This window comes from Marixanthomonas ophiurae, from assembly GCF_003413745.1.
Classification (GTDB): domain Bacteria; phylum Bacteroidota; class Bacteroidia; order Flavobacteriales; family Flavobacteriaceae; genus Marixanthomonas; species Marixanthomonas ophiurae.
Genome location: NZ_QVID01000001.1, coordinates 565936 through 587560 on the forward strand (window position 1 = coordinate 565936; position 21625 = coordinate 587560).

General features: G+C 36.0%; 19 protein-coding genes. 14 read left to right on the forward strand and 5 right to left on the reverse strand.

The genetic code is table 11. The features are described from left to right. Positions 1 to 124 precede the first annotated feature (124 nt). A complete protein-coding gene (locus DZ858_RS02535) occupies positions 125 to 3091 on the forward strand; it encodes an HsdM family class I SAM-dependent methyltransferase (RefSeq protein WP_117157980.1) in 2967 nt (988 codons plus the stop codon). Positions 3092 to 3093: 2 nt separating this feature from the next. Beyond that, the gene (locus DZ858_RS02540) at positions 3094 to 3765 is read left to right on the forward strand and encodes a hypothetical protein (RefSeq protein ID WP_070237399.1); all 672 of its coding nucleotides are present in this window, start codon (positions 3094 to 3096) and stop codon (positions 3763 to 3765) included. A 401-nt stretch (positions 3766 to 4166) separates the two neighbouring features. On the opposite strand, the gene DZ858_RS02545 is transcribed toward DZ858_RS02540, so the two are convergent. Further along, positions 4167 to 4802 carry an N-acetylmuramoyl-L-alanine amidase family protein gene (locus tag DZ858_RS02545; protein WP_117157981.1) on the reverse strand — a complete coding sequence of 212 codons (636 nt, stop codon included), beginning with the start codon at positions 4800 to 4802 and terminating at the stop codon, positions 4167 to 4169. A gap of 188 nt (positions 4803 to 4990) precedes the next feature. Here DZ858_RS02545 and DZ858_RS02550 point away from each other — a divergent pair, with 188 nt between their 5' ends. The 9 genes from DZ858_RS02550 to DZ858_RS02590 are packed head-to-tail and all read left to right on the forward strand — an operon-like array spanning position 4991 to position 12266. Further along, the gene (locus DZ858_RS02550) at positions 4991 to 5278 is read left to right on the forward strand and encodes a hypothetical protein (protein WP_070237397.1); all 288 of its coding nucleotides are present in this window, start codon (positions 4991 to 4993) and stop codon (positions 5276 to 5278) included. 35 nt (positions 5279 to 5313) lie between these two features. Beyond that, complete coding sequence (locus tag DZ858_RS02555; protein ID WP_083265060.1) at positions 5314 to 5598, forward strand: hypothetical protein; 285 nt, start codon at positions 5314 to 5316, stop codon at positions 5596 to 5598. Beyond that, the gene (locus DZ858_RS02560; RefSeq protein WP_117157982.1) at positions 5585 to 7999 is read left to right on the forward strand and encodes a TraG family conjugative transposon ATPase; all 2415 of its coding nucleotides are present in this window, start codon (positions 5585 to 5587) and stop codon (positions 7997 to 7999) included. Before DZ858_RS02555 ends, DZ858_RS02560 begins: the two co-directional genes overlap by 14 nt. Before the next feature lie 20 nt (positions 8000 to 8019). Further along, the gene (locus tag DZ858_RS02565) at positions 8020 to 8577 is read left to right on the forward strand and encodes a conjugal transfer protein (protein ID WP_117159491.1); all 558 of its coding nucleotides are present in this window, start codon (positions 8020 to 8022) and stop codon (positions 8575 to 8577) included. A gap of 3 nt (positions 8578 to 8580) precedes the next feature. Continuing rightward, positions 8581 to 9423 carry a hypothetical protein gene (locus DZ858_RS02570; protein WP_117157983.1) on the forward strand — a complete coding sequence of 281 codons (843 nt, stop codon included), beginning with the start codon at positions 8581 to 8583 and terminating at the stop codon, positions 9421 to 9423. 20 nt (positions 9424 to 9443) lie between these two features. Continuing rightward, positions 9444 to 10058, forward strand: a complete 615-nt coding sequence (locus DZ858_RS02575) for a conjugal transfer protein TraK (RefSeq protein ID WP_117157984.1) — start codon at positions 9444 to 9446, stop codon at positions 10056 to 10058. 32 nt (positions 10059 to 10090) lie between these two features. Next, the gene (traM, locus tag DZ858_RS02580; protein ID WP_117159492.1) at positions 10091 to 11020 is read left to right on the forward strand and encodes a conjugative transposon protein TraM; all 930 of its coding nucleotides are present in this window, start codon (positions 10091 to 10093) and stop codon (positions 11018 to 11020) included. A gap of 30 nt (positions 11021 to 11050) precedes the next feature. Then, entirely contained in the window at positions 11051 to 11887 is an 837-nt protein-coding gene (locus DZ858_RS02585; RefSeq protein WP_117157985.1) for a DUF4138 domain-containing protein, read from the forward strand. Between the two features lie 7 nt (positions 11888 to 11894). Beyond that, positions 11895 to 12266 (forward strand): hypothetical protein, encoded by a 372-nt coding sequence (locus tag DZ858_RS02590; protein WP_117157986.1) that lies wholly within the window; start codon positions 11895 to 11897, stop codon positions 12264 to 12266. Between the two features lie 24 nt (positions 12267 to 12290). On the opposite strand, the gene DZ858_RS02595 is transcribed toward DZ858_RS02590, so the two are convergent. Continuing rightward, positions 12291 to 13646 carry an RNA-binding domain-containing protein gene (locus DZ858_RS02595; RefSeq protein ID WP_117157987.1) on the reverse strand — a complete coding sequence of 452 codons (1356 nt, stop codon included), beginning with the start codon at positions 13644 to 13646 and terminating at the stop codon, positions 12291 to 12293. 138 nt (positions 13647 to 13784) lie between these two features. Here DZ858_RS02595 and DZ858_RS15255 point away from each other — a divergent pair, with 138 nt between their 5' ends. The 3 genes from DZ858_RS15255 to DZ858_RS02610 all read left to right on the forward strand — a co-directional run bounded on the left by DZ858_RS15255 (position 13785) and on the right by DZ858_RS02610 (position 18496). Next, positions 13785 to 14972: a nuclease-related domain-containing protein gene (locus DZ858_RS15255; RefSeq protein ID WP_239990705.1), complete on the forward strand. Its 1188-nt coding sequence runs from the start codon at positions 13785 to 13787 to the stop codon at positions 14970 to 14972. 72 nt (positions 14973 to 15044) lie between these two features. Then, on the forward strand, positions 15045 to 16925 hold the full coding sequence (locus DZ858_RS02605; RefSeq protein ID WP_117157988.1) for an ATP-dependent nuclease: 1881 nt from the start codon (positions 15045 to 15047) through the stop codon (positions 16923 to 16925). A 5-nt stretch (positions 16926 to 16930) separates the two neighbouring features. Continuing rightward, positions 16931 to 18496, forward strand: coding sequence for a UvrD-helicase domain-containing protein (locus DZ858_RS02610; RefSeq protein ID WP_117157989.1), 1566 nt, complete (start codon positions 16931 to 16933; stop codon positions 18494 to 18496). A 19-nt stretch (positions 18497 to 18515) separates the two neighbouring features. On the opposite strand, the gene DZ858_RS02615 is transcribed toward DZ858_RS02610, so the two are convergent. The 3 genes from DZ858_RS02615 to DZ858_RS02625 are packed head-to-tail and all read right to left on the reverse strand — an operon-like array spanning position 18516 to position 21526. Then, positions 18516 to 20099 carry a type IV secretory system conjugative DNA transfer family protein gene (locus DZ858_RS02615; RefSeq protein ID WP_117157990.1) on the reverse strand — a complete coding sequence of 528 codons (1584 nt, stop codon included), beginning with the start codon at positions 20097 to 20099 and terminating at the stop codon, positions 18516 to 18518. Between the two features lie 3 nt (positions 20100 to 20102). Next, complete coding sequence (gene mobB, locus DZ858_RS02620) at positions 20103 to 21134, reverse strand: MobB family relaxase (RefSeq protein ID WP_117157991.1); 1032 nt, start codon at positions 21132 to 21134, stop codon at positions 20103 to 20105. 11 nt (positions 21135 to 21145) lie between these two features. Beyond that, positions 21146 to 21526, reverse strand: a complete 381-nt coding sequence (locus DZ858_RS02625; protein WP_117157992.1) for a BfmA/BtgA family mobilization protein — start codon at positions 21524 to 21526, stop codon at positions 21146 to 21148. Between the last annotated feature and the right edge of the window lie 99 nt (positions 21527 to 21625).

Here is a 21625-nt window from a genome sequence, read left to right on the forward strand (position 1 = left end):
ATTAGCTGTGGCATCACTAATGGTAATACTAGTTGGCTTAAAAATATTTCTTAAAGCAAATAGGCTTGTTTAAATATCCAAAATGTTATGTTAAATTTTATCTTTGTATAAAAATCTAAACCTTTTGCAACTATCTCAAACTTTTAAAGACGGACTCAATTCTCTTGGTTTTAACCAAGAGAACAATGATTGTCTTTTTCTTACTGATGATTACAAGCAAACAGAAGATTTATCGGTAAAACTTCAACTTGAAAAAGCAATGAAGTTTGAAGCCTCGGCAGTTTTTTTCAGGAATGAAATTAATAAGCTCAAAGCCCAAATTTATATCTACGACCATACTCAATTAGATTCTGATGAGAGCCATTTGAGCCACATACAAAAAATGGTATGGAGCAACGGAGCTGTTCCTATTGCCTGTATCTTTTACAGGACAGAAATAAAAATACTCGATTGTACCCAACATATTCAAGATGACAATAAGCCCGTTTACCTAGCAAGTTTAAAAATTGTAGCCAAAGCACATCAGCTTTATAATAAAAATTTTGCTGTTAAGATAAAAACTGGTACGTTCTGGGAAGAATCTAGTGTCAAAAATAAATTTAAATTCAATGCCTCTTCCTACGATATCCTTATACGGTGGATACGAGAGATAGCTAAACAAATTGCATTCTCAAATTCCAATGCCGATGAGCGAATAATAAAAAAAATCATTATTCAGTCTATAATGATTAAATATCTGGAGGAAAGAAAAGATCCAGATGGCAATAGCTCTTTTAATCAAAAATATTTCCAGAAATATGGCAGTTGCCAAGAATTTGTAGATGTTCTGTCTAATGGAAATTTTGTTGCTTTGCTAGACGATTTACAGCAAGATTTAAATGGTAATCTTTTTGAGTGGAATTCCGAAGAGAAGAATCTAATACCAACTTTAAATTTAAATGGTCTGGTAGAAGCTTTAAAAGCTTATAAAAGACCCGAAGAGAGCCACAACCAAATTCTGGAACTTATTAGATACTATGAGTTCAGCTACATTCCTGTAGAATTGATAAGTCGTATCTACGAAGAGTTTTTAGCAGGTGGCGATGATACTTTATTTAGTCAAAAAGAGAAAAAACAAAAAGATGGCATCTTTTACACACCATCTCATCTTGCGCAGTTATTAGTCGATGAGATTATGCCATTACATCAGTATATCAGTATTGATATCAAATCATTTACGATTTTGGATCCAGCTTGTGGATCGGGTATTTTTCTTGTATTGGCATTTAAAAGGTTAGTACAATGGTGGCGTTTACAGAACAGTCTAAAACAACCAAATATTCAAACTTTAAAGACTATTTTAGCCTGTCTTTATGGTGTTGATAAAGAGTATCAAGCAACCAAATTAGCAGCATTTAGTCTTTGCCTCGCACTCTGTGATGAGCTTTCGCCTAAACAGATTATCAATGAATTAAAATTTAGTGACCTTACAGAAAATCAAATTTTACATTCTGATTTTTTTATAGAACACTTATTAGTTAAGGAAGATAAAGATTCTGCACAGAGGTCTGCTTTTAAAAAAATAAGTAACAAGAAGTTTTCAAGAATTATCGGCAATCCACCTTTTGACCGTGGAGCCCTCAATTTATACACTAAAAAATGGGAGAAGGAAAATATAGATATTCCTCAAGGTCAAATTGCCTTAAAGTTTTTATCCGAAGCTTTAGAATTTTTAGAGCCTGGTGGTTTACAATGTCTTATAATCAAATCATCCAGTCTTCTTTACAATACAAGTTCAACGGAATTTAAGGAAAGACTATTTTCAAATTACAATGTGCTTCAAGTCCTTGATTTTACACCTTTGGGGCGTAACAACAGTTTATGGGATGGAGCAGATGTAGCTAGTGCAGCTATATTTCTACGTAATGAAAAACCTGACTTTAGCAAAAACATCTTGCATTTAATCTTTAGAAGAACTAAAGCGGTCAAAGAACGTATTGTATTCGAAGTCGATGAATACGATTTCCATTTTGTTAATAGGAATGACGCGATAAACAATCAATTTGTTTGGAAAATAAACTTGTTAGGTGGTGGTAGAATTGCAAGTTTAGTAGCCAAATCACAAGTGCTAAATACATTCGAAGAGTATCTAAAGGCAGAAGATTGTATTTCGATGGAAGGGTATCAAAAAGGGTCTCGTGGCAAAATGCAGCCCGATTATATGTATGAACTAAATAGTTTGCCTACATCAGCCATTACATCAAGAGGCATTGATTACAAACAATTGGAATCAATACCCAATAATACAGTTTTTTCAAAAGTTCCACAGAGATTATTTTTTGAATCCCCAAATGTAATCCTATGGGAAAATATGGGTGCAGAAAAACTACCTGTTTTTTTGAACACTCGAAAGTCTTTTTCGTTCAAGGACAAAATAATATCCTTAAAATCTAAAACCAATGATTTAAAAATTTTGCAGAGTATTGTTAAGAATTTCGAGACAAATTCTGATTTTTACCGCTTTTTTATATTCTGTACAAGTAGTCAAGTATTAGTTAATCTGAATTCTGCTATCCTAAAAAAGGATTATATGACCTTACCATATGTTGAGGATAGGAAAGGGTTTTTTAGCCAAATAGACCTGAATATCATAGATGATGTAAACACATATTATCAAGACTTTCTAAGGCACGGAGAACGTTCTGTAATCTTGGATAAACTTGAAGGAAATGAACTAAAAAATTCAATTGAGTTATATGGTATTGAATATTGCAAACTGTTAAACGATATACAAAACAACCAAAAGCAAAATTTCAAAATCTATGAAGTTTGCGAGCTGTATGATAGCACTTATATATGTATAATTTTTAAATATAGTTCGGCATCCTTGAAAAACGAGATTAGCTGGAAAAAAGATGGTCTTGAAGAAATTGAATCATTATCCAATTTCCAGATTTCAAGTAGATTAAATTCCCAAAGGATTGTTCGGTATTATCATTCTGACAATACGATAGTTATAGTTAAACCAAATCAAAAGAGGTATTGGCTTTCTCATAAGGCCTATAGAGATGCTGACAAAACCTTAATTGATTTAGTAAAAAATCGAAATTAAGAATGGTAGTCGATGATTTTTCTGAAGAGAGCACTGGAGCTTCTTTTAGTATAGACTTGTCTGCGGAAGATATTCGTGATAAGATTTTAGAAAGTATTTCAAATACTGCAAAACCGTTCGTTCATTCTGTACATACGCATAAAAATACCCATTGGAATGAGGATAGCCTAACCCAAGTTTTCATAGCACAAAACACAGTTCAATTACAAAAGCTTTCCTCATCGTTAATGGTTGCTGCTCAATACAGGGATATCTATCATAAAACTAAAGGTATTCCCGATGTATTTTATTCAATGATTGAAGAAGGCAGAGACCATAAGCCGTCCTTTGTAATGGAAGCTAAACGATTGCCTACACCCACAAGTACTCGTGAAAAGGAATATGTTGTAGGTAAAACAACAACTGGAAATCCCAATGGTGGAATCGAACGGTTTAAATTAGGAAAGCACGGTGCAGGCCATTCTCATTGTGGAATGTTAGCATTTGTAGAGAAAGAAGAATATCAATATTGGTTAAAAAATATAAATTCTTGGATAGCAGAATTATACCCTGTATGGTCTGAAAGTGAGTTGTTAAAACTACAAAAAAACTATTCGCATTACAGTCATTTTAAGTCCAAAGCAGAAAGAGATAAAGGTGAAGTTAATCTTGATCATTTTTGGATAAAAATTTAAAATAGATTTTTCCGCAACTTAATTATTTAACAACTTCAAGAAAACTGAATATTAGATGAATTGAAAAAAAAGATTTCATAAACCTAGAGATCCTAAAGAAGGGCATTATTTTGATATTAGATATTTTGTCTATTAGCATCATTTTTACGATGATTACATCAATAATCATATAAAGAAAGATAGGGAAAAAGTCACTGCCCTTATTGTGGAAAAAAAAGAATTATCATAGAGATAGAATCAGTTTTTGAAATGTTACCGAATGGTCTAAACTACAGTACAAAAATTGAGCTAAAATTCCAGTTTAAAGTATTATTTATTTCGAAATTTATAAGTGTATTTGTAAACTTCAATTAAAATCTCTTTTAAACATTTTACAATTTCAATTCCCAACTCTTTCATAACTACTTATATTTTATTAAACATTCCAATACCAGCAGAGCCAAAGTCAGAAAGCTATCTTGGTTGCTGAGATAGTTGCTTTCATCCTTATTACTCAAAAAACCCAATTCCAAAAGAACAGAAGGACAATAATTAACCGTTTCACGTAGCACCTGAAAACTTGCAAACTTCACACCCCTACTTTCAAAACCTAATTCTTTATTAAGCGCAGCTTGCAATTGAAAAGCCAACCAACTGGCATCCTTTGAATATTGTGAAGTGGCGTTTGCCACATACACTTCAATTCCTCTAGCGTTCGGATTATTGGAATGATTGCAATGCAAAGAAACGAACAAATCAGCATTCAATGTTATTGCCAATTTAGTTCTGTCCGATAATAAAATTAAAGTGTCTTTGTACCTGGTCAAATAAATATCCAAAGGCTCATCTAAATCGTTATTTAACTTCAAAATCTCATTTGCAATTGATAAAACCACATCCTTTTCTTGGATACCCTTTATTCCAATAGCACCAGAATCTTTTCCACCGTGTCCAACATCAATAATTATTCTTTTTTGAGTGGCAATTTCCTGTCCAAAAATGACACACATTTTTAGAAGCAAAATTACAAAACTGACGCTTTTGAGCACTTTTTTCATTTTCAACTTTTGGGTTATTAACAATTCAACTTCGAAAAATCATAAAATTTGATACCAAATAATAACAACGGAATCCAAACAATATCAAATAATATTTTATTCATAAATATTTGATTTTCAGTTATTTATAAACAAATATATGTAAATTTCCAATAACGAAAACAACACAAATTTTTAAATTTTCTGATATGAAAAAATCAAATTATTTCGCAGTATTTCTTTCACTTATCTCAACATCTCTTTTTGCACAAATTGGTGGCATTGAAGATTCTGTAAATGATGTAGGTGATACTATAAGAACAATCTTTCCAATTTTACTCGGTGTTATTTTTTTAGTTGGATTTCTTTTTAATGCAGGACACTTCTTTGGCGAGAACGCAGATTTAAAAAAAGGTATTACCAGAGTTTTGGTATTCGTTTTAATTGCGGGTGCTGTCGTTGGAATATTTACTTATCTAATTGGAATCGTAGTCTAATGAACCCTCATCGAGGGCTTTAACATCAAAGCTGTATGAAGAAATTCGAGGTCTATAAAAACATCAGAAAAAGGGCGGTCATTTTTGGACTGCCCATTTCCCTGTTTGCTTTAATGATGGTTTCCGTTTTGGCTTCGTTGCTCATCATCATCTTCTCTTTCAGCTTTGGGATAATAATAGGTGTGTTGGTATTCAATGCTTCCCTTTATGTGGCGCTGACACGAATAGCCCACAATCCACAGCTATTCCAAATGGCAAAGGCTTTCCCAAAAATCATTAGTAACAAAAGAAATTCTGGCTTCAATTATGAACAAGATTAACCTTTCGGCATATCAACCTATTGTAGATATTCAAGACAATATCGTATTTGCCAATAATGGCAATGTTATTCTGTGCTACAAAGGTAATCTACCAGAAATCTATTCCTTATCCGAAAAGGATTTTGAAGATATGCACGGTGCTTGGTTTCAGGCATTAAAGTCATTGCCAGTTGGTACTGTAGTTCATAAACAGGATATCTATCTCAAGAAATCATATACTTCAGAACAACTTCCGAATTCTACCTTTCTGGAAAAGGCTACCCACGAACATTTTAAAGGTCGTGGGGATATCGAGCATAGCTGCTATTTGTTCTTCATCTTGACCAAAAATAAGGCACTCAACAATCCGAAATACGTCAATCCCTTCAGAAAAGTTTCAAAAGGAATCGTACAGGAACTGGATGATAACATAAAGAGTTTCGTAAACTCAGTAAGTGATTCGGTTTCCTTTATCAACAATAGCAGAAAGATGGATTTTGTTTCGCTTAAAGCTGAAGAAATACAACAACTAACAAGTGCCTACTTCAATGGCTTTAATGAAGGTTATGATACTGACATTTTACTGGACAAAAAAAGTGTCAATATTGGCGAAAACCATTTTGATGCCCTGGCCATCAACAGCGAACTGTGCTTTGGCGAAAGTGTACAAAGTAGCAAAACCAATGAGAAATTCACTTCTGACGATTTTGTGTTTCATCAAGGGTTTATTGATGGCTTAGGGCTTACGCTAAACGAAAACCACATTGTCAATCAAATCCTTTATTTAGATGACAAACAAAAGTGGCGCAAGCTACTTGATAAGAAGATTGAGGAACTCAACAAAAGTTCCAACTTCGGTTCGCAGAATAAAGTGGTTCTTGGCAAAATCCAGCACATTCTTGACCAAATCAATGCCGATGATAATGCACGAATCATCCGTGGTCATCTCAATATCGTGTATTGGGCAAAGGAAGCCAAAGAGCTCGACAAAATAACTTCAAAAATAAAGACTGAATTTAAGGAATTGGATATCATACCATACTATCCAAGAGGCGAAGAACGTAAGAATTACATCCTAAATAGCTACTGCTGTTTCTCTTCTAACTTCTCAAATAATGATTTGTACGTAACCGATTTAAAACACGCGCTTTGCCTGTTCATCAATAACACTAATTACAAAAGCGATAACACCGGAATTATCTTTAATGACCGCGAGCACAACATTCCTGTTCTGAAAGATGTTTGGGATGAAAAGAAGAAACGCATCAAGGCACGAAACTTTGCCATTTTCGCGCCAACTGGCGAAGGGAAATCCTTTTTAGCCAATAATATTCTACGTCAATACTTTGAAGGTGGTGTTCGTCTGGTCATTATCGACCTCGGTGGATCCTACACCAAGTTTGCCAAACTCTATCCTGAAAAGTATACGGTGCTTCGTTATGAAAGTGGAAAGAACTTAGGCATCAATCCTTTTTACATAAGTGATACCAATGACCTTACACCGGAACGATTGGAAGACTTATCCGTTTTCCTGTTCGAACTGTTTGCTTCAGACTTGAAAGTTACGAAAGCACAATCGGTATCGGTTAAAAAGATATTGCGCCATTATTACGATAGCACTTCCGAAAATCACTCGTTGGATGGTTTTTACAGCTTTATAGAAAGGAATCAGAAGGATCTTCTGGACACCTTAAAAATCCATCCCGACTACTTCAATGTTGCGAGCTTTTTGCACGTAATGTCAGAGTATGTCGGCGATGGTCTATACAGTTTCCTTTTTGAAGTCAGCGAAGACCAGACTTACAAAATCGAAGACAAACGCTTGATTGTTTTTGAACTGGATGAAGTTAAGGACAATAAGGAAATCCTTTCCGTAATGCTCAAGCTCATCAAGTCTGCCATCCAGAGAACCATTTGGAAAAATAGAGCTGAAAAAGGTATTATCCTTTTTGATGAGTTTGCCAAGCAGCTAAAGTTCGAAAACGTACTGGAAAGTGTCGAGTTTTATTATCAGGCCATCCGGAAACAGAATGGTGCCATCGGTATAATTCTGCAATCCATCAATCAGCTTCCGAACAATTCCACCTCGGCAAGCATACTGGAAAACACACAGGTCATTTATAGTCTGAATAATGAAAAAGGTTATGACGAACTAGTCAAAAGGCTCAACCTATCCAGCCACGACCTGAACCAATTGAAATCTATCAAGAACAATCTTTCCGGTCCACGCAAGTACACCGAAATGTTCATTAAAATCGGAAAGGAAAGCAACATCTTCCGCTTGGAAGTCCCGAAAGAAGTCTTTGCGGCTTATTTGACGGATGGAACAGAAAACGACCGCATAATGCGGATTTATGAAAGGACAAACGATATGGAAAAGGCTATTAAAGAATTTGTTAATCCCAAAAACGAAATACAATGAAAATTAAAACAATCACAGTAATGCTGGTATTCGCAACCACATTTTTATTGCCATTGCGCGCCACGTGCCAAGGAATGCCAGTTTACGACAACACCAACTTTATAAGTTTGGTAAAACAACTATTGGAATCTGGAAAACAGACAGCAGAAATGATAAAGTCTGTGAAATTCCTAAAAGATGCAAAAGAAGCCATCGAGAAAGTATCAAGCGTTGTGCAACAGCTTAGGGCAGTTGAAGAAATAGCGGCCAACAATCAGCGCCTTATCAACGTAATGCAAAATGATTTACAGGATATTTTGAATTCGCCCTACATCAAACCCGATGAAGTTTCAAGGGTTATGGAATCGTTCGATGCCATAGTTCAAAATTCTTTGGACACGGTGGATTTTATTGATGAAGTCCTTTCCAGCGATTACCTAAAAATGAGTGATGCCGAACGTGCTGAAATTCTAAAGGCGAAAGAACTGGAATCCAAACAAATGGTTTCCAGCATCACTATGAAAACAAAACGCTATCGTGACATTATTTCTTTTAGAAAAATGCAGGATAAAGTCAATAATCGAGAAACCAATTACTAAACAATGACCGCCACTATTCTTTTAGGGATTGGACTGGAATACATCGATACCGTCTTCCAGACCATACAGGCCAGCAACTTTTCGCAATACACCATTGCGGGAATGAAAACGCTCGCTGTCCTGTTCTTTTTGGTCAACATCCTTAAAAAATACAATGAGGGCATTGCAGATAAGGACGGTTACACTTGGGGATTGAGTCCTGGTGAACTGGTCAAAAATTTTGCTATCGTCATCTTGGTCATTTTCTCAACACAGGTCTTAGGCTTTTTCGATGGCATCTTAGTCGCTATTGAAGGGCAATATCGTGGCACAGCACCAGCATTATTGCCTTTGCAAATGCAGGATATTCCTTTAGAGGAAGATGTAAGTCTCTTTGATGCCGCAAGTTCCGCAATGACACTATTATATGAAGCCTTGGTCACACCATTGTACGGTTTTAAGATATTGGCTTTCATACTGAGCACCATACTTTGGATATTAGATCTGTTCATCTATCCGCTATTCTTGGCAGAACGATTCTTCCTTTTAGGCATAATGCAAGCCTTTTTTCCTCTGGTCATTAGCCTTGCTGTATTTGAAAAGTTCCGTTCGCTCGCCTATACATTTTTCAAATTGTATGCTGCCGTGTATATGCTCGTTCCAGCGTTCTTTTTGGTCAATGTATTCATCAATGCCATTTATACGGAAATCAACACCAATTTTTGGGTCAACCTTTTTGGAACCGATACAGGTCAAGGCTTTTTTGCGCCCGTTGTTCAGTTAGGTTCGGTTGGATTTATTGTTTTCTTGAAATTCAAACTGTATAAACGTGCCACGTCATTCACTCTCAGACTATTTACTGCCTAAGGCAGATTAAAAATTAAAATATGAAAACACCATATAAGAATATTTACAATGTCCTAAAGCTGAATCGATTTATCGTTTTGGCAGTTGTTGTCTGCGCCTTACTATCCAGCACATTTTCGGTTTGGATGGTATTCAATACCAATCAAAAAGCCCTGAATAGTGCCTTTGCAATCAATACCGATGGTAGTATCATTCCGCTGAAGCTCGTGACCCAAAAGGAAAATTTTCGGGTTGAAGCTTTGGCACATTTGGATCTGTTCCACAACTACTTCTATAATATCGATGCCAGTAATTACGAACGCAACTTGGAAAAGGCGTTGTGGTTGGGCAATAGTTCCGTGGACAATCTCTACCGCCAGAAAAAAGCCGATGGTGTTTACAACAGATTGCTTCAGTATTCCTTGGTTCAAAAAGTATTGAGCATCGATTCAAGAATATCTGAAAATGATGGTTCGTATGGATTTACAACGATAACCATTTTTGAAATCAATAGAGGTTCAATCATCGACACTTACGAATTGGTTTCCACCGGAAACTTGATTATGGTTGACCGAAACTTCCCGAACAACCCACACGGATTATTGATTACAAACTATTTCGAAAACACCTTAAAGAAAATATCAGATGAAAGTTGAAAGCCGATAATCGGCATATAAAAAACACGATTATGAAAGTAGAAAAGAATAAAATAGTATTTGCAGCGGTATTGGCTGTAATCTTCATATTCCTGATTTCCTATTCCGTAATGGTAATGGGCGATGATGAAAATGAGACTGAAAACCTTAAACAGACTTTAGTGCCAGATTTGGAAGAGGACCAAAAAGAGTACGATTCTAAATTGGATGCGATTAACGACTTAAAAAAAGTGCGTGAAAACAATGCACCCAGCATCTATGATGAAAAGCTGATTGATTCCTTGGGGTTTTACGACCCAGATTTACCGGAACGAGAAAAAGAACGTATCGTAGATAGTATCTATGAGGCAGGCAAAATTCAGTATTCAGAACAGCGATACCAAAACTTGGGGCAGAAAAGAACTGTTCGCAAAGTGGTATCAACGGTCGATTCTGCTGAAGAAAAGCGGGAACAAAAAATTCAAGCGAAAGAATTGGGCTTGGAACATCAATTGTTTTTTGCTGCTTCCCCCCAACCCAATGAAATTTCAATCATAGGGAATACAGATGAAACTATTTACGTAGTTGTGGATGGCGACCAAGTTGTAAAAGCGAATACCAGATTGCGAATGCGACTGACCAAAACTGCTACAATCAATGGTAAGCTGATGCCCAAGAATACACCTGTATTCGGATTTATCAGTTTTCAGCCCAATCGTGCGCTCATTGAAATTGAAAAAATAAAGCACCATCCCACAAAACTCAAAGCTTTTGATTTATCTGATGGTAGTGAAGGCATCTACGTACAGAACAATTTTAGAGCAGAAGCTACTACTGAAGTGTTGGATGATATTATTGGCGACATCAACATACCTACCGTTCCGCAAGTAGGTGGCGTAACAAAGGTGCTCAGGCGTAGTAACCGCAATGTAAAAGTTACTGTACTGAACAATTACAGATTAATTCTAAAACCTAAATTATGAGCCTATAATGGGCATTTAAAACGCACTCTTATGAAAAAGTATATTATTATTTCCGCGCTTATTATTGTTTCCGCTTTCGCGAAAGCACAAGAGCAATCAATACCACTTGATACAATCTATGCCAACGACACCAAGAACGTTGCGCTATTCTTCCCAGAACCCATACGACAAGGCATAACGGGTTCGGACAATTTTGTATTTACTTATAACCGTGAAAAAGAACAGTATTTCGGACTTCTTCAAGCAAAGCCTGGGAAGGAAAGTAATTTGCTGGTAGTCAACAGAAATGGTTCAATTTTTTCGTATATTGTAAGGTATAAAAAACAGCTTTCTAAGCTCAATTATTTCATTCTGCTATCAAGTAGTATCGGTAATGAAAAGCCGATTGTAAAGGATTCGGTTCTTGTTGAATCTTCTGAAGAGCTTGTAGATAACAGCACCTATTATTACCAAAAATTCTGCTCATATCTTCTCAATAGAAAACAGCGCATAGCGCGCATCAAGAAACGAAACGAAGGTATTATCTTGACTGTAGAGAATATTGTTTTTGATAAGGATGAGCTCTATTTCGTTATCGAGATTGAAAATAATTCTACGTTGGATTACGATTTGAATTTCTTGAACCTTTCGATTGAAACTCGGCAAAAAGGGAAAAGGAAATCGTTGCAACGACTCTATAAAGAACCGATATATAAACATAATCTGCCGTCTAAGATTAAGGAAAATGAAATGGCTCGATTCGTTTATGTGTTGCCCAAATTTTCATTATCCGATGACCGTAGGGCAATTTTGGAATTGAATGAAAAGGATGGCGAACGGAACATAGAAATGAAACTATCGCATAGATATATTAATAACCCAAATTAATACTGTTATGAAAAAATTTGTTGTTTTCTCTCTCATAATGCTGTTCCTTTCTTGTGCTGATTCCGAAACTAAAATCTCGGGACCAAGTGCTACAGCCCAAATTGTTATTGAAAGTTTTTATGAAAAAGATGAAGAGACTTTAAAAGCTAACTCAACACCACAGGCATATTTTAACTATATGAATACTATAAATATGTTCAATGCGACCAAAAAGAAAGACTCTGAGTTCAAGGTGTTACAAGACACGATAATGGGCGACGTGGCTTGGGTAAAATATACCACAGCTTACGATAAAACGCCTGGTGTTTTTAAACTGGTCAAACAGAATGGTAAATGGCTGGCCACGGCAAGAGGTTCAAAGGATAAAGCACCGTTTTAAAAAAGACTTTCATTTTAAGCTTTATCAGTTCTTATCGAGATTGATTTCCCAATAACCTCTTGTATCGCCTTGACGCGTTAAAAATCCTTTATTTTTGATAGCTGTAATATGCTTACCAACAGCAGATTCATTAATACCCAAAGCTTCAGCTATTTCGTTATAAGTTATGGAAGGATTAGCAGCAATAAGTTTAAGAACTTCTTTTTGTCTTTTAGTTAGAGCTTCAGTCGTATCAATTACACCACCTATTGCACCACCTATTACACCACCTTTTTGACCACCCATTACACCACCTTCTTCAACAGCAGTTTCTTTAGCGGTAAAAGTCATTCTAAGGAAGTTGTCCGAAAAGCCAAAACTCTCTTTGCCATAGTGTTCCAAAATACGAGGGATGCCAGAACCCAACTGTTCCACAAGTTCCAAATCCTTAAAAATCCGCATCAGTTCTTTATTCCGTGGAACTGAAAAGCCCTCGAAAAATTCCTGTTTGCTCAATCCTTCCGGAAGACCGCCTGCCGATGTGATTTCAATTCTATCCGCAAATATTTCAAACTTTGGGGTAATTTCATTGGTATAATCATTATGTACAAAAGCATTAATGATGGCCTCTCGCAAGGCAATGGGATTCCAAAGGTTGGCTTGTTGTCTTTCTTTGGCGGTTATTTTTGTGTTGGTTCTGTTTTCAACCGCAATTTTATCAATCACTTGCTTGGTGGCTTTGACCAAGCATTCGTGACCATATTCGTTGCTTTCTATCAAGTCTGTTCGGGTTTTGCCCGAATACTTGGCTACTTTAATAGAAGTATTGTTCTTATCTGCCAAAAGATAGCCAGCATAATTGAATGCACCATCTTCAGTCAATAGTTCCAAGTTCTTTGCAAAAGCTTTACCAAGGGTGTGACCCGATTCCTCGTAGTAGATTTTCAACTGGCTAAAGCTTAAATCTTGACGACCCGCTTTAATTTTGCTGATGGAATTTCGGGTGCGCTTAGCAAAGAGCTCGTCAATCATTTTTTGTGGCATCGGTTCAGCTGCTGACCCTAAGCGGATAAAACAACCCTTTTCGCTCATCCCGTATTTTTTGAGATGATAAGGTTTTTCTGGACCGCTCGCCACAATGATTTTCAAGATATTCTTGCCTTCTCTTTCCTCGCTTACAATATCAAACAAACCCAAAGCTGAAGGACGGATATTGTTCTTTAACCTGTCTTTAATTTTTAATTGGTCGCCATCCGCATCAGCCAGACCGTAAGTATTCCCTTCCTTATCAATACCAATATAAATAATGCCGCCTTCACGATAGTTTAAAAAAGCAATGACCTCTTTTTCAAGTCCATCGGACAGTTCTCGTTTGTATTCTATGCGGTTTGTTTCGGTCATTATTTAAATAAAAAATCTGACAGTAAAGATAATGATATTAAATTGTGGGAATAGGTTTTGCTTCTTATCATAAAGTATATAGCATTAATAAATTATATTTATTTTTTCTTATAATCTGTTTAACATCCACTTTATTTAATGACACCTTCAGAACGCTATGTTGCCAATTTGTGCCAAAAATCTTTCCTTCCCTTTTGGAACTTTCCAAATCCTGTAGGTAAAAAGAATAAAGAGTTATGTGATGTTTTGGTTGTTTGCGGTAATTATATTTTAATCATTTCCGTAAAGGATATTAGAATGTCAAACCACTCTGATGAAAATGTTAGATATGAGCGTTGGGTAAAAAAAGCTATTGAAGATTCTGCAAAACAAATTTATGGTGCTGAACGCTTTCTTAAAACTGCGGATGAAGTTTATGCCAAAAACAGAGCGAACAAAATATCCCTACCACCAAAAGACGAAAGGATAATATTTAGAATTGCGATTGCTTTTGGAAGCGACAACACAGTCCCTTTACCTTATGGTGATTTTAGTCAAGGCTTTGTTCACGTTTTTGATGAGGAATCGACATCAATACTGTTGAGCGAACTTGACACCATTACAGATTTCACAAAGTATCTTACGGACAAAGTGCAGTTTCTAAAAGGAAAATATTTCTCTATGCCCAAAGAATCTGATTTTCTTGCTTTTTATATCCAAACTGCTCTCGATGTAGATGAAAAAGTGGACTCGATAGTATCTGACGGTGGGCTGTGGGATTCTTACATAGAGTCTAAAGAATATGCAGAATGGCAAAATCTCTTACCTCAAAGCTATATTTGGGATTATATGATTGCACAATTACATAATTACCATATTACCAAAGAAACTACTGATGAATACAGAAATGAGTTAGAGGAAGCCATAAGAGTTATCAATCAAGAATCTCGTATAAATAGAATAGAATTAGGTGGTATTTTGGATAATGCTATTCAAAGAAAGTCGAGTGCCAGAATGCTAAGACCTCTGAAAGACGCTAATCATTGTTACGTATTTATGCCCTTAACTTCCAAGAATTGGGAAGGCAAAGAAAAAGAGTTAGAGCTTAGATGCATTGTCGCCAGAATGGAAAATCCAAGTGTTGAGAAAGTTATAGGTATTGGTTTTGGGAATAATGGCAATGGACAAGATGTTTATGATATTTGCGCTCACTATATTCCGGAAATGAGTGAAGAATTCATAGCAAGTGCCAAGGAAGTTCAAAACGAATTAGGTTATTTTAAAAAACCAACTATCTCACATAGTAAGACTTACAGGAAAGAAGATTTCAAAGGATTTGGACTTTAATAGTTATTCTTCTTTTTATGCAGGATTAACTTTGTTAATTTTATAACCTAAAACCAACCTTTCGACTACCATATGTATGTATCACAACTTGAAGTAATAAATTATAGGAATTTTAAAAACTTTACTGTAAAACTAAAACCAGTAACGCAAATTATTGGTGAAAATAACATCGGAAAATCCAATTTTTTAGACTCTTTAGGCTTAATATTCAGCCAAGAAGTGTCTTTTTTCAAAAGGCGTATGTTAGAGGTCTCAGACTTTAATTACGAGACTATTCTGAAGCTTAAAAAAGAAATTCTTGATACTTCTATAGAGCCAAAGGATATTTCCTATCCAAAAATTACAATAAAAGCAACTCTTAAGGATTGGAATCTAAAACAAGAAGCTGTTATAACTGACTGGATGAGTAATTCTGAATTTACAGAAGCTACTCTTACCTATACGTTTGCACCAATATCATCTTTTGATACAATTGAAGAAATAACCCTGCAAAGGCAGTTTCTTAAGGACTACGAAAATGAATTAGGGTCTGAGGAATTTAATAAAATACCCGAAAGCGAAATTCTGAATCTAATAAATTTTCCCATTTCAAAGTACTATTACCGTATTCACGGTGGAAATCAAAATGAGAGCGTAGCGAATGCCTATCACTTAAACCAACTTAAGTTTGAGCTATTGGATGCACTCAGAGATGCCAAATCAGAACTTTCCGCAAGTAGGAATAACGGATTACTTTTTAGAGTGCTTAATGCAAATGAAGAAACCGAATATCAAGACTTAAAAAAACAGTTAGTAGGTCTTCAACGAGCAATTGAAGGTAATGTAGCTATTTCAGGAATAAAGACTCGGATTTCAGAGCAACTTGATAAAATTTCATTGAGTACCGAAACATCCAATAATGTAGTAGACCTTATATTCTCTCTACCAAATGTATCGGACTTATTAAGGAAACTGAGCCTAATTTACAACGATAACCCCATAAAAATCGAACGTAATGGAACTGGGCGAAACAACCTTCTTTTTATTTCGTTAATGCTCTCTTTCATAGAAGATCCAGAGCGAATGCAGTCCACTTTCTTCAGAATTGTCGGACTTGAAGAACCAGAAGCGCATCTTCACGCAAATCTTCAGAATCATTTAGCCTCTAATCTTGAAGGGCTTATAAAAAAAGAGGACGGTACTTACAGAAAAGATATACAGCTCATTCTAACTTCACATTCTAACCATATTACTACCAAAATTGATTTTGAAAATACTGTGGTGCTTCATTATAAAAACGGCATCGTACAACCTCATTATATATTGGAAGGTTTTGGAACAACTGCCGAAGAAAAAAGACAAGTAAACTATCTCAAAAAATATCTTGATAGTGAGAATGTCAATTTGTTTTATTCAAGAAGATTGGCATTGGTAGAAGGGATTTCTGAAAAACTTCTATTTCCTATATTCTATAAAATCCAAACTGGCGAAACTATTGACCAATCTGCAACTGCTGTGGTTAATGTTAATGGACTTGCCTTCAAAAATTTTATACAAATAATCGTAAACGGTTTTCATACAAGGTGCTTAGTTTTAACTGATAGCGATATTGGAACACAAACAGAGCATAGGGCTCAAGAACTTAAAGACAAATATGATGCTGTAGATGAAGTTGATGTTCAAATTTCTGAATTATCTACGTTTGAAAAAGATTTAATTGACTGCAATAAATCTGGAAATGGTAAAAAAATCTTGTGTAAAGTTGTTCAACTGGTACGGCCTAACTCTGGGAAAAAATATGTAGAAGAATTAGGCACAAGTGATATTGATGTCGAAGGATATTTTGCTTTAATTGAAGGCTATAAAAGCGAATTTGCTTTGCAACTCTCACTATCGCTGACAGAAGACCATAGCGGTTTTACATTACCAAAATACATTGAAGATGGTATTAAATTTTTAGACCCTTTGATGTAATAGATATGGGAAATGTAACTAAGCCAAAACTTGTTATCGCTGGTCCTGGGGCTGGAAAAACCCACGGAATGGTAGACGAAATAATTCACGCCCTAAAATCCTTGGAACGTCATCGTTATATGATAGTTGTTACCTATACCAATTCAGCAACAAAAAACATAAAAAAACGGCTCGGCAAGAGAATAGCCATACCACCTAATTTATTTATTGGCACCATTCATTCCTTTTTGAATAGATTTATAGTGATTCCGTATTCGAGTTTACATAATGAAGATGTAAATGGGGAAAAACTATTTATTCAATGCGGGACTGATGATGTTTTAAAAAGGATGTTTGACAACAACGGTGAAACACCTGACTATAAAGCTAAAAATCGTATTAAAAGCAAATTGACCAAATCCTTACACAAAAGTGGGTACATTACTTATGACCAGACTCTTAACTTAGGCGAAAAAGCTATCTTGAACAAGAGAATAAAGGAAATGTTGGCTAACAGAATACAGTATTTGTATGTGGACGAATTTCAAGATACTGGAAATAAAATGTTCTCAATAATAGAATCTCTTAGAAAGGAAAAAAGGACCGTAATTTATTGCGTTGGCGACCCAGAACAATATATCCAAAGCTTTGACTCTTCCGTTAAGAACTTTCAAAACATTCCGATTCTCAAAGCTTCAAGAATGAACCAATATGAGACCCGATTAAATAAGACTAATCGACGCTCAGTAAACACGATTGTGACATTCTTGAATAATTTTAGCAAACGTGTTTATGAGGACAATACATTTGAACAACAATGTCATAACGAGATACTTGGTACACCTGTAAAATTTATAAGTGCGACCCAAAATATTACGGTAATGCTTCCAGAATTCTTTGCTCGATGTGAAAACGAAAACATTTCGCATAAAGAGCGAGGTATAATAGCCAAAAAGAATGATGTCGTAAATAAGGCCGTCGCCGCTTTGAATGGAAATGTTCTTGCCCCAGATAAATCTGCTAAGGTTTCAGCAGTTTCAGAAATCAAAGACACATTACTATCCTCTTTGGGAACTAACCAAAATGCCTTTTGTGAAGAACAAGGTTTAACGCCATTTGATTTAAGGATAATGGCGGTTCAAATAATAAGAGCCATTCGTGCGGAAGTTATAACAAACGAAAACACTTTTGCTGCTTTCGTTAAAGATGAGTTTGACCTTACTATCGAAAACAATATACCTTTTAAATTGGATAACCTCAGGCAAATCATCGTTTCTAACACCGATGCAGAAGCTATAATGGTTTCAAACATTCATAGATTTAAAGGTCTTGAATTAGATGCTATACTCGCTGTTGCTAAAAATGAAGCAGAACTTAATCTTTGGTTAGAAACTAATACTGCAACCAGAGATGCACATTCGGACAGAGGCACAAGTGACTATCCAAGATTGGGCTATGTAGCTTTCAGTAGGGCGAGAAAAGTGCTATGTATCGCTTGTTTAGAACCAATCTCAGATAACACAAAAGAAAAACTTAATAATTTAGGGGTTGAATTAGATTCCCCAACTCTTAAGTTTCCCAGTTTAATTTAAGGCTGCTAATAATGCATATTTAATTCTGAAAAATCGACTTCGCCTCATCATAAACCCGCTCAAAATTAGCCACTAAATCCGCCTGAGAAAATTGCTTGGATTCTTCAGGAAGCTGCCGCTGAATTCTTGACAATTTAAACTGCACTTTCTTATCCTTACCATCAGCATAGGTTATAAATTCGCCCTGTTTTAATCGAAAGAAAACGTCTGCTCTAATTTTCGGGATTTCTTTTTCGCCCGTTGTGATTCGCGTATCAAAATCGAGATTATGGCCTCGGCTGATGCTTTTGGTTGGGTCTTTGATGATTTCAAAAAAGCGTTCGTAATATTTAGCAGTATCTGGGTCATTTACCTTACCGAAAAACTGGTAAGACAAGTTGCTCAATATTGCTTTGCTTGCCTTGTCGCCATACATCATATCGTTCTGTATCTTATCCTGCATTACGTAAATGGTGGCAATATCATAACTTCTAAGTGTTGCCGGAATTCGGTGCATATTCAATAGGCGAATCGTTGGTGCTTCTTCCATCAACAGGAATGACGGTTTGGAATTTCTTACACTCATTTGTTTAGTAATGGTGTGAATGATTGTGGCAATTACTGGCGAATAGGATGTTTCATATTTAGGGTTGTTTACTACCGAAATTATTGCAGGGTTTTCCTCGCTATTAATATTCAATGGCACTTCGTCTGCGGACAATGCCATAAAAATACGCTGTGTACTAATACGTTTCAGCGCATTCGCCAAAGTACTTTTTACACCAGCGGTCTGCCTATCCGAATCCTTACCACTAATAAAAGCATCTGCCATCGCTCTCGATGTGGTATTTGTTTCCAAAAACTGGATAAGGCTATCCGTATCGAGCATTTGATAGATGGCTATCAAATGTGGAAGCGTACAGTATTTGGGATAGTCGGTTTTCAGTTTCCAAATCAATCCACCTATCAAGCCTTCAGCGGCATCGTTAAAGAATTTTGTTGTTCCTGTAGTTCCACCTTCCCGTTGTTCCAAAAGGTTTTCAATCAACACCCTCGACACCTCGTTTACGCTTTCCTCGTTCTCTAAGTAGCGTGGCGCAACAGGATTTACCCTATGGATAATTTTATCAAAGGAAATAACCTTAAAAGGAATATCGCTATCCTTAAAAAGTGGATATGCCATTTCGGTTAATTCAAAATCCTTGTAGTCGTGAATGATTCCGCAAAAGCTTTCTTTCCGGAAATGTTTTAAAAAGCCATACACCACACTTTCGGTCTTTCCACTTCCCGCAGAACCAATGATGGATGCGCCCCTTTTGATATTATCCAATTTGAAATTTCCTTTGTTAGTGGCAAAATAGACTTGGTATTTTCTGTCGCCATTCTGTACGGTTTCGATTTTATGCAGAAAGACATACAACCCTATATTAATTAACATTAGAGGGCATACCAGATATAGCAATATCGATACTAATTCGTTCACTTCGGTTAAATAGATTACCAAGAACGAAAGCATTATGAAATTCAAGAAAAGCGCATACTTGCTCACTCGAAACATCGCATAAAAAACCATATTGGCCACACCAATAATTGAGAGTATCGTTATGAGATTGTCTATTTCCATACCCTAAATTCCAATTGAACTTGATTTGATGGCCACTTCTGCGCCACGTCTTAACCGTTTGAAAATTCGAAGTGCAATTTGTGCTTGATTAACTGGAATACTTGGCACTATCGGTAATCCTGATTTGGTAATCATTTTAAACGCCAACGCCTTTTCATTTGCTGGCAGTTTCATCAAGGCAGCGAAATAGAGATTGGGATTCTTTACAAAATCCTTTCTTGCTTTGTAGGTCTCAGCAAAGTTGCGTTTGTAGTCAAAAGTTTTGTCGAACGTTTTTTCCGCTTTCGTGAAAAAGGCATCTCTATCAAAACCACGCTTTACCTTTTTGCCGTGCATTTCAACTTCGGAAGCTTTGTGTTTACTTCCTGGGGAAAGACTGACCGAATTGGAAGCATCCTTTCGGCTCACGATTATATGAATATGACTTTGGTTTCCATCCTTTTTCATTCCCTGGACAATCCGTTTTCCGTTTTGTTGATGTGGCGCTTGCAGTTCCAGTTTGGCGATTTCTTTTTTCATCCTTTTAATATTCCCTTCAGCTCGTCCTTCTTGAATGTTTCTGATTTCGGTTTTCAGCTGAAGAATTTTTGTAGCAAAAGATTGGTTTTCTTTAATCTGAAAATCTGTTCCCTTGAATGTTCTTTGGTGTTCAATTTTCGCATAGTATTTTATATCATCGATGGTTATAGGTCGCCCGTTTATTTCCCGATTGAAACTGGCAACATAATCTTTCATCAATTGACGAGTGTAGGTTTTTAAATCTTGACTGTTGTTCTGAAGTTTTTGCAATTCATACTTTGAAGGACTGACCGTGATAGAATAAAACTTGGGTTCTTTCTTTTTTAATTTTGCGGTGTTTCCATCAATTTCTTTGACCACTTCTTCAGCGGAAATCTCATCGCCATATTGATTGAAAAAATGTTCCATTTCGTGCTGTTCCAAACCTTGATTTTCCTTTTCCAAATAGCCAACAAAATCTGCTGAACTTTGTGAATAATTAGTACCCAACTTTTGAGGTGTGATTGTGATGTACATAGCTCAAAAATCTACAGTTGATTGCTTTGGTTTTTCTTTTCGCGAAAGCGGACATCCTTCTTTTCTTCAGCATATTTCTTTTCTACAATCAAAGGTTTTTTTGCAGGTTCTTCCATTTCAAAAAGGGATTGAATCATCGCCACCGTAGGTTTAGTCTGTGTCTTTTCGACATCCCGCATAATGGCAATAACCGCATTGATTCTTTTAAGCAATTTAGCTTCGATGGTTCGTCCAGTTGGACCTAATTTTTCCTTTGGCGAAATTTCATTGTAGAAGAAAAAATCGAGCATCGTAGCCATTGCTTCGGTGTGTGATTTGAAGTACTTGCGTGAGAAAGTTTGGAAGCGTTTTGCGGTTTCCTTTTTAAATCTAATTCCAGTAAATGAGTTCATATTTCGCCGATTTGTCGCAAAATCTTCCCTAAAAATGGGTCTTTACAGCCCGTTTGTCGCAAATCGTTGATTGTCAAGAAATTATAAAATATTCAAATC